We start from the raw sequence: 18,114 nt of genomic DNA on the forward strand, positions 1-18,114 counted from the left end.
GTGCTGTCGTGCGTTTTCTCGTTAGCAGTATCGAGCCGTTCAATCGTCTGCTCTGTGGCATTGTGGAGCAGGTGGAGCTTCGCTCCAGCCTGCTCCTCGTGGCGGGCTTCGAACTGATCTGAGAGAAATTCGTGTAACCGCAACACCGTTCCATCAGCGATCATCACGTCTCTAAATCGGTCGATATCAGCGTCAACAGCGTTAGGAACAGCGACCTCGTCGAGACCATGCTCAACGAGGTCGCGGAGATACTCCGCAAGCGTCGGTGTCAACCGCTGATAGAATCCACCCGGAGAGATCGTCTCATCGGCAGTCGAGTTGTAACAGCGTCTAAACCCGGCGAGTGTTCGGCTTTCGCCTGCGGCGAAGCCGAACACGAATGCCCAAACGAAGGCAGGGATCTGGAGCTTGCGGTCACGTTCGACCACGCCGAGTTCCTCGGCGTGCTCTTCAAGGAACTCAGAGGGAAACAGTGTAGTGAGCCGACGCATAATCCGAGATGAGGAGTCCTTGTCGTGCACAGACTGGACTTCCTCATTCCTTCCGAAAGGTGCCTCGATAAGCCGCCGCTATCACGCGGTTTCTCGCTTAACTAAAGACGGATGTCGAGAGAGGGTAATCCGATAGCCGAATTGATCGACGAGAAACTTCGCCTCCGAGTGATCAGGTTTCTCACGGGGATCAGCCAGGGACGAAGCTGCGGATCAGTGCCATGCCGAGTAAACAACGCAACATCAAGCATCAATTTTGTCTCGATGCCTATTGCAGCGTACAATCAAGACCACTCGCCATTGATTTTGACAGCGGTCTCGTCAACGGCGACTCCTGACGGCGTCGCCGTCAAGGGTTGCGTTCGCTGTTAGCTAGTCGATGAATCCAGTTCCAAATAGCTCCATGAGAGCGTTGCACGCCTAACCCTACTAAGATCGTTGTTGTCTCTCTAAGTGAACAACTGGTTTGGTGGAAGCAGACGGTGAACGCCCTGACGGGCGTCGTCGTCTACTCGTTCTCCAAGTTTCTTCTAAATCCGGCTCATAGCTCTTACTGAGCAGGTCTGCAAGCATCTTGACCGATTAACTCAACGACCTGCTTACATCTCAAAACGGACTTAACTAGACAGTACCTTAGGATAAATATCCAAGATCTTTGAGTTGTTCAATCTGAGACTCAGTAAACTCCGAGTTCTCATATTCATCATTCCGATCCCACTCAATATCATGGTCTTTAAGTACGCCACTCAGTCGTTGTAGGTGGTTCTCTTTTAACTCAGAAACGTCGGTTGTTTCATCCGGGAGCCGATACAATTCGGTCCGCTCTACGTTTGTTGCGAGTTTGTACTCGCCGTCAGTAACCATAGTATAGGGTTTTTCGAAGAACCGACCAATATCGAACCCTTGGTTGTACTCCAGATAGGCTTTGAAATCCGCTTGTCCGTACTGACTGACTCCATACTTTCGTTCAGAGTCACGGATATCCTGCCCCTCAAACTGATCTCTAACGACACCAGTAATCTCCGCCAAGGTACGAGTAAGGTCGATCTGCTGGGTCATCGTATCTTCATCAGTCACTACATCAGGAATCCCCGAAACAACCATCGGCACCCGGATCAGTTTCTCATGGAGGACAAGATTGTGCCCAATCACGCCATGTTCGCCGAACAGTTCACCGTGATCCCCAACGACAACCAATATCAAGTCGTCTGATTCACTTCGGGCAGTGGATACAATTTCTTCTACTGTCTGATCCATGTGCTTCAACGTTGCGTCGTACATGGCCTCAATTGCGTCCCATTCGTTGTGCGATAGGTCCAGACCCGTCGCAATCTCTCGCTTAATCTCGTCCGAGCCTCCGTAGTAAATCTCTTTCACCAACGAGTACGCTTCCTCTGTGGAGAACGCGATGTCGTCCGTAAAACAATCTACGTAGTCGGCATTCGGGAGGTAAGGATGGTGTGGGCCCGGAATGTGTGCGTACGCGAAGAAGGGACTATTCTCAGTTCGTGTCGATTTGAGCCACCGCTTTGCGTGACGTTGCAACACTTCGTTTTCGGTGGTCTTGAGCTCGTGTTTGGTTCGAGCCAAATCTATAGCCCGTGACTGGAAGATACGCCGAAGCCCCTCTATCCAGTAGTCGAGCACATCCTCGTGGCGAGGCGAATAGCTCTCGGGAACTGCTTTCACAGACTTTGTGTGGTTAAATCCCCTATCAAGACCGGTCGCTTCGCTGACGAAAGGGTTCGGGGTGAAGAGTGCGGTTTCGTAGCCAATATCCTGAAGTAGTTCTGGGAGTGTCAATAGGGAAGAGAGATGTACGTTCGCTTTCCCATCTTGGCCTACCTGATGGGTCGAAAGGTAGGTACCGGTCAACATTGACGCAGACGACGCGGGAGTCCACAGTGATTGCGCAATCCCGTTATCGAGAACGTTCGAACCAGGTTCTTCAGCGAGAGAGCGTATAGCGGGTGTCGTGTCCCGCTCATATCCGTACATCGGAGTATGATCTGCACGCACACTCTCCAAACTCAACCACAGAAGGTCAGGTAATTCGTCCATTATTCACTTAATTCCTCGCCACGGGTAAAAAGAGCTATCTAAGCCAGCGCAGCGACAGTCTTTTCGTACCGGTACTAGAAAATAGAATCAAGATGACTTGGAACCGGTCTATCTCCACGAGAGGTGATTCAGAAGAAAGCAACGAGAGTGGACTACCTTGAACAGATGATCAGCGTCGTGTTACCAGTCTACAACCAGCCAGAGTTACTCCGAGAGGCACTACAAAGCGTACAGAAGCAGTCTCTAGAGAACGTTGAAGTAGTGGTTGTTGACGACGCATCTGAGGATGCGATCAGTCATGTGGTTAACGAATTCGGTGAGTGGGCTCGTCTCATCTGCCACGAGACAAACAGAGGCGCCGCAGCCGCCCGAAACACCGGAATTGAACATGCAGAGGGAAAATACGTAGCCTTTCTCGACGCAGATGACATTTGGGAACCCACGAAGTTAGAACAGCAACTGGTAGCCTTCGAACACGCGGAAGACAGCGTAGGACTCGTCTATACCGGGTTCGTCCAGTACGAACTTGACGGCTCTGAGTGGGAGCAGTATCCAGAAGCGAGGGGCAACATTTACGTTGAAGAATTGGAACGTGACCTCGTCAACCCTACATCGACGGTGATGGTTCAACGTGACGTACTAGAAGAAGTCGGCGGATTTGACACAAATCTGCCAAGCCGCCAGGATTACGATCTCTGGATTCGCATCACGGAACACTACGAAGTCGACTATGTCGACGAAATTCTCGTCGATAAGCGCGAGCAGCCGGACAGCATCTCGAAGGACTTTAAAAGTCGACTCGAAGGCGATCTCGCGGTTTTCGAGAAGGTCAAAGAACGATCGTCGGAGTTGGGCTTCTTTACCCGAAGTCGCATCTTCTCGTACCACCACCACATCATCGGCCGAGACTATGACTCAAATGGCGATCGCTGGAAGGCCCTGAAACACCTCAGTCTCGCCATCGTTTGGTGCCCGTTTCGGCCGATCTCCTACGTGATGTTCGTCATCGCGTTATTCGGCATCGACAGGAATGGTCCACTGCTGACGTTTGCCAAGCAGTTCATTCGGTGAGTACGTAGCTCGCGGGCTATTCTTCCGCGTGATCGTGCTTCGAATCTGGTGATGGGTCGTCGACCTCCGAGTACCAGTCTGGAGTCACGTTAGCGTTCTCAGTTGCACGTTCGACTGCTTCGTGCATGCGGTCGTGGAACGACTGGACAGAGAACCGGTCGGCGAACGCTTCTATCTCCAAGTCATCCCATTTGACTCCGTCGTCCTCGCATCGTCGAACCGCAGCACGAATTGCCTCGCCTGTTTCGTCTCGCTCAAACGTGTAGCCGTTCTTCCCGTCGACGATCTGGTACTGGGTCATTCCTTCCTTAACGCCCAGAAGTGGCGTCCCAGCGGCTAGGGCTTCCACTGGTGACATACCAAAGTCCTCGTCCTGGCCATTAAATACGAACGCTTTTGCACCAGCTAGCAGCTCTCGTTTCTCGGACTCGCTGACGTAGCCGGCGAACTCAACGTTCTCGCCAGCGATTCGTTCGAGGTCCTCTCGATCTGGACCATCCCCTGCGACTACGAGCTTCTTATCTAGGCCCTCAAACGCACGCACAATACCGTTAACGCTCTTGTGCCAGTCAAGTCGGGAGAGTGTCAGATAGTAGTTTCCGGTTTCGGCGTCACTTGGCGAATAGCCGTTTGTGTCCACTGGTGGATACACGACGTCGATCTTCTCCTCGGGGATGCCCCAGTAGCGAATCATCCGCCGTTTCACCTGCTCGGAGTTTGCGAGGAATAAATCGGGTTTGTGCGTGTTGTGGTCGAACATCACGCGAACGAGGTAGTAGAACAGGAGTTTGATCGACCCAGTGAACCCGTCGCCGACTTCGTCGATCTGGTCGGATTGACGTCGGTTCGTATGGTGGATGTACGAGACCCACACCTGCTCGGTCGGCGGAACGTAGAACAGTGGTTCGTTGCCACTCGTGACGAGCACATCGTAGTCACGTAGCGGTTCGGCTTTCTGCCAGCCGAGGAGGTGGGCGAACATCCTGAGAGCACTACTCTGTTCGAGCGCCCACTCGAGGAACCGGCCCTCGATCACTTGCTCCGTCTGGATGTCCGCCGGCTCGATGCTCTCGTCCTGCCAGCCGACGTACAGCGGTGCGTCCTCGAACACGCGAGCTAGCTCCCACGCGACTCGGTCTCCGCCGCCGTTGACGTGCTCACCCCAGTGGGCGATTGCAACGTCTTCTACCGGATCGTCGCCGCTATTCATTGTCTACCCTTGTCGCACACGTCGCCAAAGGTGTCACGGAAGTGTGCTCGCCTACGCCAAACGGTGGAGATCGATGACGAAAACGTCGCCACTCACAGAACCCATCGCTATCTACTTAACGTTCACTCGGAACTACTAGCCAATGACGCAGAATGTCGTGCTGCTCTGTCTCGATACGGTACGACACGACTACTTCGAACGCTACGGCGGGCAGCTCAGAGACCAGTCGAACCACTCGTTTGACGAATGCCGGACGACGAGCACGTGGAGTGTATCGAGTCACGCGAGCATCTTCACTGAGTCACTCCCACACGAGCACGGATTCCACTCGGCTACTCCTTCGTTCGACCAGTTAGACCCGGAAGACACTTTCCTCGAGGATCTGGAAGGGTATCGGACAGTTGGAATCAGTGCGAATCCGTACGCGAGTCCCATCTTCGGGTTCGACGAACTGTTCGACGACTTCTTCCACATCACCTCCTCGATGCCGTACCCCGAGGGGCTGTCACCCTCGAAGTTCTGGCACGAATCTGATTCGGAGGGAGTTACACGGTACGTCGAGTTCCTCCGATCGTGTCTCACGCACGACCACCCAGCGAAGAGTGTCGCCAACGGTGTTGTCTCCCAAGCCGAAAAGCTGTTCCAGAGACTTCCCCTGGCAAAGCCGTTCGACGACGGGTGCAACGAGATTCTGAAGCGCGCAGAGCGCGAACTGAATCGCTCGGACGAACCGACGTTCCTGTTCGTCAACATCATGGACGCCCACGGACCACTGACGAATGTCCGCGGGTACGACCAGTCGTTGCTCTCTGACCAGAGTCGGAAGTCGACGCCAGATCTGGATGCCCTCGGGATGAACATGGACGAAACTCTCGATGAACACAGTCAGGAGATCGGAGTCTATCGGGAACTCTACGCCGCGGCTGTGGAGTACGTGTCCCGACAGGTGGCCGACTTCTGCGAGTCAGTGAATGACGACACGGCAGTTATAATCACTGCCGACCACGGTGAACAACTCGCCGAAGACGAACACGAACCCCGGTTCGGCCACGTCACCCCCGACATGACCGAACCTCTCCTACATGTTCCGCTCGAAGTGATCAACACGACGCTGGAGATCGACGAAACAAAACCGATCTCTCACCTGGACCTAGGGCGACTCGTCACCGCAATTGCAACCGACCACTCCTTCGAACGGGAGGTCCCCCTAGCCGCGGAAGTCGCCGGCATCGGCGTCGCACACCCACCAACTGATCACGAACGATTCGAATACTGGGACCGTTCCTCGAGATGCGTCTACTTAGATGGTGTAAAGTACGTCTGGGATTCCCTCGGGAAGGCACACCGCTTCGAACAGACGGATGGAGGGTACAGTTCGAAGGCCGAAATCACTGCCGACGAGGTCCCGGAGGCTGCAACCGACATCTTCTCCGTCGACGTGACGGACCTGAAGGCCGAGAGTGCGACGACAGAACTCAGCGACGATATTGAGTCCCAGTTGGAGGAACTTGGGTATCTCTGACCCGGTGTGGCGGTGTCGATACCACCGAATTCATAATACGATACTCGCTACGAGGAGGTGATGAGCGTCAACGCCGGTGAGTGGTTCTCGGAGATGATGGAACATCTTCGAGAACAACCGAGTAGAGCCCCGCTGTATCTCGTCTTCACGATCTACTTGACTGTCTGGTACGCGATTACCTCCCGCTGGCCATTCGGAGAGAATATCTACGATTCGGACTGGGACGTGTTACTCGTACTGGACGCCTGCCGTGTGGATACACTTCGAGAGGTGGCCGACGAGTACGAGTTCATTGGGGATGTCGAGAGTAAGTGGTCTGTCGGCAGTCAGTCTGCGGAGTGGATTGCGAACACCTTCACGGAATCGAGGAAAGACGAGATAAACAACACGACGTACATTTCGGGTAATGGGTTTAGCAAAGGCATTCTCGCTCGTGGAGGACGTCCCCCAGCGAACAACACCACGCCGATCGACCTCTCCGCTTGGTCCGTCGTCGACGAACGTGAACTTCAATCCCACATCGCAGTGTGGGAGACGAATCACGATGAGACGTACGGCTCTGTCCTCCCAGAGCCGATGACCGATTACACGATCGAGGCGGGGCGAAACGGTGAGTCCGACCAAATAATAACGCACTACACACAGCCCCACCTTCCGTACGTCGGCGCTGCGTTCAGAGAGGGACGGGAAGCAACCGAGCGCGAAGACCGGGGATACGAACTGCTCGAAGTGGGGCGCGCGTCGCGGGACGACGTCTACGGAGACTACAAGGAGACACTTCGATGGGTTCTGGACGACGTGGAGGAATTGCTGGAGAACATCGACGCCGAGAAGGTCGTCATCACGTCTGATCACGGTGAAGCGTTCGGGGAATGGTACGCGTACGGCCACCCCGAGGGGTTCCCTCATCCGGTCGTCCGCAAGGTGCCGTGGGTCGAAACGAGTGCGACAGACGAACAGACGCGAGAACCTGACGTCGAAGTTGGAGACGAAACGAAGATCGACGTCGAGGAACACCTACGGGACCTGGGATACCGCTGACGTCGAAAACAAGAAACGAGTTCCTGAAATGGACTTACGCGTTCGCTTTCTCCACGACGTTCGGCGTCACCATCGCATACAGATACCCCAGCCCGACAGCCCCAGTGAACACGAAGATCGCCACCAGTTGCTGCACCGCCGCAACTGAAGGCGACCGAACCAACCCCTTCACGCGCTGGGGAACGAAGTACGTCAGCAACTGCTTCAAATAAGCGCTCTTGTCGTCCGGCGCGTCCGGGTAGAGCAAGTCCATCACGCGCTTGGAGTACCCCTGCCAGAATGACCGAAAGACGAGCCAGTCGAACTTGCCGCGGTAATCGAACAGTTTGTGATGGACCACCGCAGCCTCGGTGAACACCATCCCTTTCCCGTACTCCTCCAACAGTCGAATCCCCACGGGCGCTTCGTGAGCCTGCAGGTGTTTATCGCCTTTCCGGCCCGTGTTCGGGTCGTAACCACCGACCTCGAGGAACTCCTCGCGGCGGTAGGAGATGTTCGACCCGTACGTGTTCCGGACCTCCTCACCATCTTCCGCGAACCCTGGCTCCACACAACCGACGAGCCAGTAGAACTCCGCGGGGAAGAAGTCGGGCCGATCGACCTGCCAGTCCGGGACGACGTCGCCACCGACGGCGATCGCGTCCGAGTTCTCGTAGACGTCGACGAGCTTCTCGACCCAGTCCGGTTCGGCTGTCGCGTCGTCGTCGATGAACGCGACGATCTCGCCCGACGCCAGCTCCGCGCCCTTCGTGCGACTGTACGAGATCCCGCGGTTCTCGTCGTTGCAGTGCAGCACGACGTCGTCCTCGTCGCCGAAGTCCGCGCGCACGCGTTCAAACACCTCCCCGTTGCCGTCCACGACGACCACGACTTCGACCGGGTCGTGGGTCTGTGCGAGCGCGCTCTCGACCGCCTCCGAGAATGGGCCGTAGCGCTCCATCGAGTACGTGCAGACGACGACGGAGACCTTCATTGCCGTACGATGCCCGGCAAACGGCGATAAGGATTGTGCTTTCCGAGCTACGTCGCGCCAAATCCGCATTAAGTAACAACTGCGCGTATGTCCCAGGTTTTCGATTTGCAGGCTGTCGAGGCGAATGCCACTGGGCTTGACCCCGAGGCGGTTCATGGACGCGCTATTCGTTCAACCGACAGAGGACAGCAAGAGGGCGGGATACTCATGGTAACCGCCTATTCTGATAGGTTCGAGTGGTTGAGTTCGTCCGTCGATTAGGCTCACCAAACTAAACGCTTTGTTGTCTGTCTGTGTGGCCTTCAGCTAGTCCAGCGAGAGTTAAAGTGAACCATCCGATTAGGAGCGTCACGCTCGCTCGAATCATATCCTCGCCGGCAGCGACAAAGTATGGGTTACCGTTCTGTCCGCCAACGATGAGTACCAATCCGAGAATACCGACTATGGGAGCACTGGCTGCGAAAATAGAGACTACTGACTGTTGTTTGGGCGTGAGATTTGCTGCTCCCTGTGTGAACACCGCGGATAGGTGCTGGTAGTTACTGTGATTTACCGATGTCTGTGCCGGGTTGTGAGTGTCTGTGTGAGTAGATTCAGTGGGGTCAGTATCTGATGTTGGGGTCGACTCGGTGAGGGATGCTGTGTCGTTGTTATCTGTCTCTGGGTGCGTCCACGAGTCGGCGATTGTATACCAATGTGTCGTCCCAGATGTTTCGACGTCGAGGTAGCCGTGTTCGGTGAGTGTTTTCAGATCCGCTCTCAGTGTGTCTTCGCCGACTGAGAAGTGGTCTGTGGCGGCCAACTGCGGGGCACTGACACCCCTCGGTTCCACAGCGTCATTATTCTGGCAGTGGTCCGCTTCCTCTTGGACCAGGCAGTTAACGATGTCCGGGGTACGCCGTTTGATTGGGGTTATTCTTTGATGTGACGTTGTGATTTGCTCATTGTCCTTGATCGCTTCCCGTAGTCGTGTCGCGAGTTCGGTGTGGTTTGATTGGGGGTGAGTGTTCTCCGGACGGCTGCTCATGAGGGTAGTGTAACGCTGTAGCGTCAGAAGCATATACGTTCGGCTCTGCTATCATCTCTGAGAATTCGACGGGGGTTGATATACACTATATATTTAGTTCTTTCGTAGATTCGGGGGTAGAATCTACATAGCGACTACTTCCCAGGTAGCCATCAGGTAGCGATGTAGCATGACCGAATACACAACTTGTCGCGTCCACAGTGCGTTGCGACAGACCGCCGGGCGACCACGCTGGAGGGCTCTCGGATGAGCCAACAGACGCTCCCGGTCGACGTGGTGAAAACACTCTTCGATGAACACGAACAGCGTCCCGAACTGTGGATTCCCACTTCCGATGATGGATTTACCAGAACGGGAGTTATTCACGCGACGCCGCCGACCGATCCCGATTACGCCCACAAACTCACCGATGAAGGGAGTGCCGTCGCTGAAACGACAACGAGGCTCGCGAAGGATTTTGAAGCCCCGATCGAAGTGCAGACGTACCCGCGCCCGGTCCCCCGCTCAAGACCCGATATTGAAGCTGTGACGTGCCACGTGTTCCATATTGCACCGCACTTCGTCGATGGGCGCGCACTCCAGTCGAAGGTCAGGGATTTCGATGGCAAAGTCGTCAATAGCGGCCTTGATGCCGCCCACAAGATTGTGGAAGAGGCCTTTCCGGATGTCTATGAGGTTGAGGTCGGAGAGTTCGACCTGAATCCGATTTCGGCTGGTGGAAGCGTCTCAACCTGTCGCCTGGTCAACGAGGACTCAAAGGAAGTCTCTGGAGTCGGCAAAGTCACCACGGACAGCATGGCTGACGTCTTCGATGCGCTCACACACGCCCGCGAGCCATTCGTCCATCAACTCATCGTCGAGCCCGGTGACGGAAAGTTCTACATCACGTCCCGACTAGCACCGCTCTCACCCGACTACACTTTCGAGGGTAAACGCGGGGTCGCGCGGCTTCTCAAAGAGGGAGCCAACGCGGATCTCGCACGAGCGTTCAACAACGTTGGCGTGACATCGAATTTCAATATCGACATCGATGACTACCTGGACATCGAGTATAACCACCAGATCAACGGGCGCACGACCCACACGGTCACCTACAAAGACGGGATGCGAAAGCGGTATGACACGAAACTCCAGCATCGAAAGAAGGTTGACGCCCTCATCGACGCGGTTCTCGGTCACACGGAATTTTCACGGTTGCTCCGTGGGTCAACTGGCTGGAAGTCCACGCTAAAAGACTACGAGTACTACGGTCGATTCTGGATTCCCCCCGCGACGATTGGGTACTTCACAGAAACCTACGCGCACTACTATGACCACGATCCCTGGCAGCATACAGTTCGAGGTGCGCCGGTGTTCACGCCGCGAGAGATCGGCGATATCGACATCCGAACTGACTGGCAGACCCCGAATCTCGAGATTGATGAGGAGACCAGACATCAAACCGACGGCACCGATGAGCATCTCAAACTCGGACAGGATTTTACCACATTCGGGCGTGCTCGCGGCGACGACATCACTCGCGTCGAGCAAGACGGAACGACACAGCCAGACCAACTACTCACGACGGATAACGGCTATATCAATCTCCTCGAAAAAAAGGTCGAAAGCGACATCGTCCACGTCGAACCGGAGTGGGAGAACAGCTCAAAGCCGGCAAACATCCTCACAAACGTCGAGCGAGCAGTAGCCGCTGACCGACACGTTATCCTCGTCTTCAAAAGTGAGGCGGCCGCAGACCGCGCCTACACGGCTCTCCGGACGACGTTCAGAGAACTCACCGACCACGGGGCACGAACGTTCCAGGGTGACGTGTTCCCTGAAATCGACGGCGAGATGCTCGTCACGCCCGAATCCGAGTCGACATGGTATCTCACAGACGACGATATGCTCGTCCACGTGATTGACGGCGAGGTCGTCACGTGCTGTCCGGCTGAGGCCGATCTCACGACCGTTGAGCACGGCTGTGCGACCGCTCGCTACGAAGACGGCAAATATATCGTCACTACGCGTGACGGCGAGACGCTCATCTACGAGAATGAAGCGGCGTTCAAACGCGACTGGACGCGCGTGACGATGCCACACGTCCCGATCGACATCAGCTATCTCCAGTACGTGACGATCATGTACAAAACGGACACCGCAAGCGAAGACACCGGTGACTTCGTTGAGTACGAAGCCACACCAGCGTGGGAGCGCGCCAACGGTAAACAAAACCGCTACAGCGAGTTCGGCGCCGAAATTGCAGAAGACTTCCTCGTTGAAGCACCCGGCGCAGAACTCAACGTCAAAAAGTGCCACACGGCAATGATGGGGCTCTATCGGTGGTGTACGAACAAAAGCGCCCCCGACAAAGAGTGGTTCAGTAGAGGCCTCCCCGACCACATCAAGCGAAAAGACACCACTGACGGCAAAAAAGCACTCAGCGATCACACCTGGGTGTTCTCACGCGGCCTCGTCTCGCCACACCTCCCAAGTGTTGACGCTGAGATCGACCTCACACTCTGAGGAAGGAGTCTTAGCGCCCTCAATTACAGCTAATACACCATACTCACCACGTCTTTCATGCCACCGCTCAGAACCTACCTGCGACTTCGCAGCCCGGGCATTGATAACCCTGCCGAGCGACTGACAGTGCCACTCGGTGATGACCTTGCACGGACGGTGTACACTGCCACTCGCCAGCCCGATGACGTCGCCGAGTTGGTAATCCATACCGGCGAACAGACACAAGAATTGCTCATGGCAGCTGGCGACCGCACACTGGAGGCGAACTACTCCCTCATCCGGTCCGCCCAAGAGCACCTGCCACAAGCACTCGGGTTCGAACTCGTCGAGGTCAGCCAACTAGGGAGCACTCCCGCAGTGACCGCCTGCTTGCTCGATTCGTCAGCCACCACTTACACGTCAGCCGTGTCGCCACCATCGACAGCACTTCAACGCTATCTCGAGACGCTTATCGACAATCGACTCCCACACGTCGTGCAAATCATCGTCCGTAATGATGGTGCCGACCGTCAGGTATCGCTTCGAGCAGCGCTGTATGACCCCGACGTCCAGTGGGTGAGCGACGCCGACTACGCCACCACCCTTGATGACGGCACGTTTGACCCAGCGACGTACTTCACGGACGACGTAATCACTTCCTCGTGGCGGCTGCCCCTGGAGGGCACGTGGAGTGTCTCCAAAGACGTACCCCTTGTTGGACACGATGACGCCATCCCACGGCTGTATCTCGACACCGACCAGATTCGCGACCTCGAGTACGACGCCGACCACCGGCCAGACGCCCGCCAGCGACTCGCACGCAGTCCCGATGCGTTCGATGCGCTGCGCGAGCGAGCCCCCAGTCCGTCTCGACTACGTGCGTACACCTCGTTCGATGTCGACCCCTGGCTGACCGTCGACGCCGAAACGCTGCCGGCGTTTCTCGAACACGTCCCCGCTTACTACGACCACGACCTGTGGCCGGCAGTCCCGGGCTGGAAGCGCTTCGAGTACAGCGTCGAATCCGTCCTACGTGAAGCACCGGGCACAACGCCTGCAACGACCAACGCCTGGACACCCCCTCCAGTCGACCCACTCGAAAAACTCGACATCGACGATGCAGACGAGCACACACAGGCCGCCGCAGCGTGGTTTCTGACACGCGGAACGCTCCGGCGACCACGAGCATTCCCGTCCGCCACGTTCGAAATCTTCCGAAACGGCCGCTCACGGCCAGTCCTGGTCGTCACCGAAGAGACACTTTCTGCCGGCGACCTCATCGAGCTCGTAAGCGACGCCGCACGCGCAGGCACAACCGCATACGTAGTTGCTGACACGGACGCAACCGCCCGCCACATCGCGACGCTTCTGCTGCGGCCGTTCCGGGAGTCGACGCCAACCCGGACGCGACTGTATACGACGACACAGCGACTCGAAGTCGACGGACAGTGGGCAGTGCATCCAGAGTCGTACGACGACCCGGAATGGTGGTGGACGCCCGGAGACACCCTCGAGTTGTGGGCTGGAGACACCTGCCTCGCACGACGACCACGTACCCTAGAGACCGCGTCGCTCATCGAGTCCCTACCACACTGCCGCCGCGTCGACAACGCATACGTCGTCAGTGATGCCAACGGCAACCACATTACGCGTGCGCCGACGACTGAGGCACTCGCGGCGTCCTGGACGCCGCTACCACCCCCTGTCACCCCGGCGTTTCTCGCAACCGGCACCCAGTACGCAACCGTCCTGACGCCGACGACCAACGGGTTTCGAGAATACCACCACCACCCAGCGTGGATCGACACAGACGACCCCCGGTATAGATCCCCCTCGTTTACCACCATGGTTGTCGAGCGGTTTCTCGATCAGTATACGGCCCCGGCGGACCCCGACACGCTCACGATCGACCAACTGTTCCCGCAGCTCTGTACCTGGCTACGCACGATCGATCCCTACGGCTTCGAGTTCGACCTTGCCCCCGACGATGTCGCCCACACCATGGACACCGACCGACAGTGGCGGTATCCACTCGGCGACCAACCATGACCCGGACCGGCACACTGAACGAATGGGAACAAGCGTAGATCCGAGCCGCGGTTCTTGATTCGCAATAGTATGACGAGTCGTCCTACCGTACGGGCTTGGGACAAACTCGCCAGTGTTTGATTGGTTCGCACGAGTTGGTACCCTCTGCCTGCTGATCGAACCATCACGTATGCCGGACCCCAACTAGATATCTCGAGAACAGCAACTCTCACTCCACTCCGCTACCAAACCGTTCGAGGCCGAACCACCGCCAGCAGCATTCCTTGCAGTACCAATCTACCACCATACTGGGACCGCAGCATTTACAGGTAAAATCGCAAGCAAGCGTCGATGCAGACGCAGCAAGTACCGACTAAGATAGTAGTAGTCAGAACTGCTGTTGTGAGAAACGAGTGCGGCTAGCCACCCAGGGGGGACCCACGGATTAGAGACCCAATGGTATCAATTGTTGTCGGGTAGAAACGGATGCCGCTGGAAGCGTCTCTAATGAGTTATCGCTTGAAGACAACCTAGATGTATGATTGCTCTCTGAGGTGCTTACAGACGACTGTGCAGGCGTTCAGTCGGTACAAGGGTTCTTCATCCCTTGCCAGTTAGACCAGCGATGAAACGGCCAGACGGCCGGCACATGGCGTTGACATCGACGTCGACGTCGTGCCCCAACCCGCACTAGTCGATACGCGACAACCGACGGACACACCTATCGCCGATAATCTGCATAATTACAGACCCTACAGAATCAACCGCATTCCCGTCATTACAATAGTAATGACAGGCCTATCGAATGCTACCGTCCTCGTGTAATTACAACTGTCCGCGAGTACGCCCTCCTAATTACAGCCCCATCTGAATCGGCCGTCGCACTGTCATTACAACCCTAATCATAGATCTGCCGAACACCACTGCAGTCGGGTAATTACCGGAGCGTGTCTTGCGCGCTATACTGTAATTACAATTACCCTGAAATCGACTGCCATCCCCTCATTACAGCATTAATGATAAACCCCTCAAATACCGTTGCTGTCGTGTGATTACACTAACTACCCCGCGCATGATACTGTAATTACAACTCCGTCATAACCGGCTGCCGTCCTGTCATTACAATTCTAATGATGAACCAGCTAAATGACGCCGCCGTCAGGTAATTAATCCGATTTTGATGAGGGACAGGGATAGATACTCCCCTGAACGCGGTCAGCCTCCTCCTCTTTTCGTCGGACAGTCATATGTCTCGATTGTGAGTGCCGGCCAGCAAAACTGGGGTGTGTATACACTCACCTCTAGTCGAAGTTGATGAGTCAGGGTAAGTCGAGAGGTATGTGACGTGCTCGTGGCTCCAATCTCCCGTGGGGTTCGGACGGATCATCAACCACTACCAATCTCAAAACTCAAGGGACAAGTTCTGACGGTCGCCAGCGTGTTTTACTCGACGAATGCTGTTCCTCCTTTTGGGTAGACAATCCCCATATCCGTGGGGTCCCTCCTGTCTTTCTCACGGCCAGCGCCCCAGCCACCAGTCTACCAATATCTACTATCTTAGTCGGGAACTGGTGCTGCGGTTACCACTCCGTCTAGCGATTAGCCATGAAACTACCGCTGACAATACAAGGCGGACCGACGTGCTGCTGCAGATGCTGCGGTTAGCGAACAGATTGTAAGGGTGGGTAGTCGTCCTCGGTGATCCAATGGTAGATCCAAGGAAACTCCTCGTGTGTTCGTGTAGGAGACCATAGGTTCGCGGTAGTGAGTTTGGGTGGGAGATCTTGGAAGAATTGTGGTGTATCTCGATGGGCAACTCTGGAAGTATCGGGGTGTAGCTCTGGAGCGTCTGAGTGGTCATACAGGGGTAGGGACCGAATCGATACGTGAGTTCGCTACGTGTAATCCCCTCGAATTGCGGTGTGGGACAAGGCGGGGAGTAGTTGGGAATTCTGGGGGAGACCCGTTGTAATCTGGTGGTGAGTCGCCGACAACCTGTGGTGGAGACTAGGTGGGTTGTCCAGAGCATCGTCGGATCGAAGGGCTTCCGATACCCGACCAGCCATCAAACGACAAGGGGAGACAATGGAGAGCTGTCTCGTATGCGACGGGTGGCAACACTGTACAGTCGGGTGCGTCGTTAACCCCGTATTCCAGATATGTCGATGCCGGATATTACCTCAATGACAGGGCTGGACTCAATTTCAGGGACTCCATACACCGGTTCTAGCATTCTCCGTCGATTTGTTGGAAGTCAAGACGCTTGGAAGGTTCGCTCCTTAAGCAGGCCTCAGTAGGTTCACCGCCTCCCCTATTCTTGTGGTTCGAATCTCTTCGACAGAGTCGGGATTGCTGGTAAGAGTATCGACGCGAGGGTTGGTTTCTATCCCCCGATGATGGCAGAGGGTATCGGAAAATCACCCTCAGGTACAATGAATTCAACCCAAGAATCCAAGGGGTCTGTTCCGGCTCCATCGAGTTGTATCACCGCACAGAGCACTCCCACTACCAAGCAAGCGATGACTCCTAATACGCGGTGTGAGCAGGTCGTAGAGTTTACTGACCAGACCGGATTGCGGCGTCGTGTCCGGTTCGTCCCATGTGAACGGGAGGAGTGGGAGCGTATTGAGGAGGTCTGGAACAATCCAGGCTGGCGGCACGTCAGTCAGCGATCCATCACCGAGTTCGACCAGTGGATGCGGCCCATCGGCGAGAATCAGAACTGAATAGCCACCTTCAGGGAGAGTGGTTTCCTGCTGGTTCCTGTTGGGAAGGCATCCACCAGAGATCTTTAGTCCTGGTATTTGAGGCTTCGTGGGGTGGCGTTGTCGTCGCCGAAGCGACGTTCGGCTTCAGTTCGTGTGAGCTGCGGGCCGGTGTAGGGGAGTGGGGTGAATTGGTTCCAGGGGTGGCGATGTTCGATGGGGAGTTGGCGGTGCCATTGGCGGTACGGGGGGTGGTCTGCGCGGTGGATGTGGACGTGACAGCTCTGGCAGACTGGAATCCCGTTCTCGGGCCGGTTGTCAGTGCTGTCACCGTTGACGTGATGAACGGAGAGGTCTTGGTCGCTGTGCTCGTAACCGTCTTCGGGTGACCGGTCGCAGATGATGCACTCGCGGCCGTGCGTGTCGAAGACGTGTTCGCGGAACGTGCGTGTACTCAACATGTATCTGTGTGTCTGTGTGTATGCCAGTACGTCCTTGTAGCCCAGTCGCAGTCCTGGAGTCGGACTCGATGACCAGCGGCGTTTCTCGTGAACATATCGGTCAGTTCTGCTGTGTGTCGTGCTGGCTGTACACGAGATGACTGAGGAGGGACTACCCCATATTTGCAGTTCCTGCAACGCAATAGCTGGAAATCTACAGACCAGAATTCCCCACTTTACGGTCTCCATGCCCGGTTTTGAGCGGATACGTCAAAAGAAGACTACCAGGCGAGGGTTGCACACACTGCAAACAAGTACGATGGAGCTGTCCACTTAGCCAGACCGCAACGACCTCAGACAAACACGTAGCCGAATATCCCCACCCACCGCACCCGTGACAGACACAATCCTACCATAACGATATTGAGGAGGAGATTTGGTATCTGTCGAGATTTCTCACTCCAAACCAAGAGATGATTCCACGCTCAAACTTACCCCAAACCGGGAGTACGTAGAATGAGAGGATACTCTCTGCCGCAGGGCTGTGTTTGTATCCCCCGGGGGTGGTGAGGGTTGGAACAGAGTTGTTCTGGCCCACGATACCATGAAAGAGCCTCATCGACCAACAGCAACGCGTAGTATTCCAGTCGCCGACTGGCAACATCAATCCAACCCAGCTAGCAAGAAGCCTGCTGCTGGTGAGGAATGTCGCGGGTTCGAGATCTGGTTCACGGTCAAGAGCATCATCCAGTATCGGCTTCGGTTCGAGCCGCGAACGGACGGCCCTGGATGGTGGAAACAACGAGACGAGTGGACAGGCTGCACGTGGCAGGCACGCAACCGAACGCCCGTCACCGAGATCGAGCCTCGCATCCTCGTCAAAACCGCCAGAGAGGACACCGATGACTGAGGACTACTACGATGGGTCAGGGGCAGCTGATGAACTCCCCCATCACGACGACCATAATCAGTACCTCACAAAGCATCGCCAGTTAGCCTGACCTGAGCCATCTGTTCTGTTGTGATGAGTCGTCAGTAACGGTCGAGCAACGCTGATCGAA

General features: G+C 55.9%; 11 protein-coding genes and 1 pseudogene. 5 read left to right on the forward strand and 7 right to left on the reverse strand.

What is annotated here, in order from left to right:
* From APQ99_RS11875 to APQ99_RS11885, 3 genes and pseudogenes are all read right to left on the reverse strand, one after another.
* Positions 1-491: IS4 family transposase (locus APQ99_RS11875; protein WP_148889184.1), on the reverse strand; the 491-nt coding region annotated here is incomplete at its 3' end.
* Positions 492-605: 114 nt separating this feature from the next.
* A pseudogene (locus APQ99_RS12900) lies at positions 606-1,064 on the reverse strand (IS6 family transposase); the annotation flags it as partial.
* 60 nt (positions 1,065-1,124) lie between these two features.
* A complete protein-coding gene (locus APQ99_RS11885; protein ID WP_136361371.1) occupies positions 1,125-2,552 on the reverse strand; it encodes a sulfatase in 1,428 nt (475 codons plus the stop codon).
* Positions 2,553-2,675: 123 nt separating this feature from the next.
* Between APQ99_RS11885 and APQ99_RS11890 the strand changes: the two genes are divergently transcribed.
* Positions 2,676-3,623 (forward strand): glycosyltransferase family 2 protein, encoded by a 948-nt coding sequence (locus APQ99_RS11890; protein WP_209000305.1) that lies wholly within the window; start codon positions 2,676-2,678, stop codon positions 3,621-3,623.
* A 16-nt stretch (positions 3,624-3,639) separates the two neighbouring features.
* Here the strand turns inward: APQ99_RS11890 and APQ99_RS11895 are convergent, their stop codons facing one another.
* A complete protein-coding gene (locus APQ99_RS11895; protein WP_136361372.1) occupies positions 3,640-4,833 on the reverse strand; it encodes a glycosyltransferase in 1,194 nt (397 codons plus the stop codon).
* A 142-nt stretch (positions 4,834-4,975) separates the two neighbouring features.
* Here APQ99_RS11895 and APQ99_RS11900 point away from each other — a divergent pair, with 142 nt between their 5' ends.
* A complete protein-coding gene (locus APQ99_RS11900; protein WP_136361373.1) occupies positions 4,976-6,355 on the forward strand; it encodes a sulfatase-like hydrolase/transferase in 1,380 nt (459 codons plus the stop codon).
* Between the two features lie 60 nt (positions 6,356-6,415).
* Positions 6,416-7,396: an alkaline phosphatase family protein gene (locus APQ99_RS11905; RefSeq protein WP_136361374.1), complete on the forward strand. Its 981-nt coding sequence runs from the start codon at positions 6,416-6,418 to the stop codon at positions 7,394-7,396.
* Between the two features lie 34 nt (positions 7,397-7,430).
* Here APQ99_RS11905 and aglG read toward each other — a convergent pair whose 3' ends face one another.
* Together aglG and APQ99_RS11915 are read right to left on the reverse strand one after the other, a co-directional pair.
* Entirely contained in the window at positions 7,431-8,369 is a 939-nt protein-coding gene (gene aglG, locus APQ99_RS11910; protein ID WP_136361375.1) for a glucosyl-dolichyl phosphate glucuronosyltransferase, read from the reverse strand.
* Between the two features lie 271 nt (positions 8,370-8,640).
* Positions 8,641-9,396, reverse strand: coding sequence for a hypothetical protein (locus APQ99_RS11915; protein WP_136361376.1), 756 nt, complete (start codon positions 9,394-9,396; stop codon positions 8,641-8,643).
* A 246-nt stretch (positions 9,397-9,642) separates the two neighbouring features.
* On the opposite strand from APQ99_RS11915, the gene APQ99_RS11920 reads away from it, so the two are divergent.
* Together APQ99_RS11920 and APQ99_RS11925 are read left to right on the forward strand one after the other, a co-directional pair.
* Positions 9,643-11,901: a hypothetical protein gene (locus tag APQ99_RS11920; RefSeq protein ID WP_136361377.1), complete on the forward strand. Its 2,259-nt coding sequence runs from the start codon at positions 9,643-9,645 to the stop codon at positions 11,899-11,901.
* Between the two features lie 234 nt (positions 11,902-12,135).
* Complete coding sequence (locus APQ99_RS11925; protein WP_244288982.1) at positions 12,136-13,929, forward strand: hypothetical protein; 1,794 nt, start codon at positions 12,136-12,138, stop codon at positions 13,927-13,929.
* A 2,770-nt stretch (positions 13,930-16,699) separates the two neighbouring features.
* Here the strand turns inward: APQ99_RS11925 and APQ99_RS11930 are convergent.
* Positions 16,700-17,074, reverse strand: coding sequence for an HNH endonuclease (locus APQ99_RS11930; protein WP_136361379.1), 375 nt, complete (start codon positions 17,072-17,074; stop codon positions 16,700-16,702).
* Between the last annotated feature and the right edge of the window lie 1,040 nt (positions 17,075-18,114).

Source organism: Halobacterium salinarum DSM 3754 (assembly GCF_008124605.1).
GTDB classification, from domain to species: domain Archaea; phylum Halobacteriota; class Halobacteria; order Halobacteriales; family Halobacteriaceae; genus Halobacterium; species Halobacterium salinarum.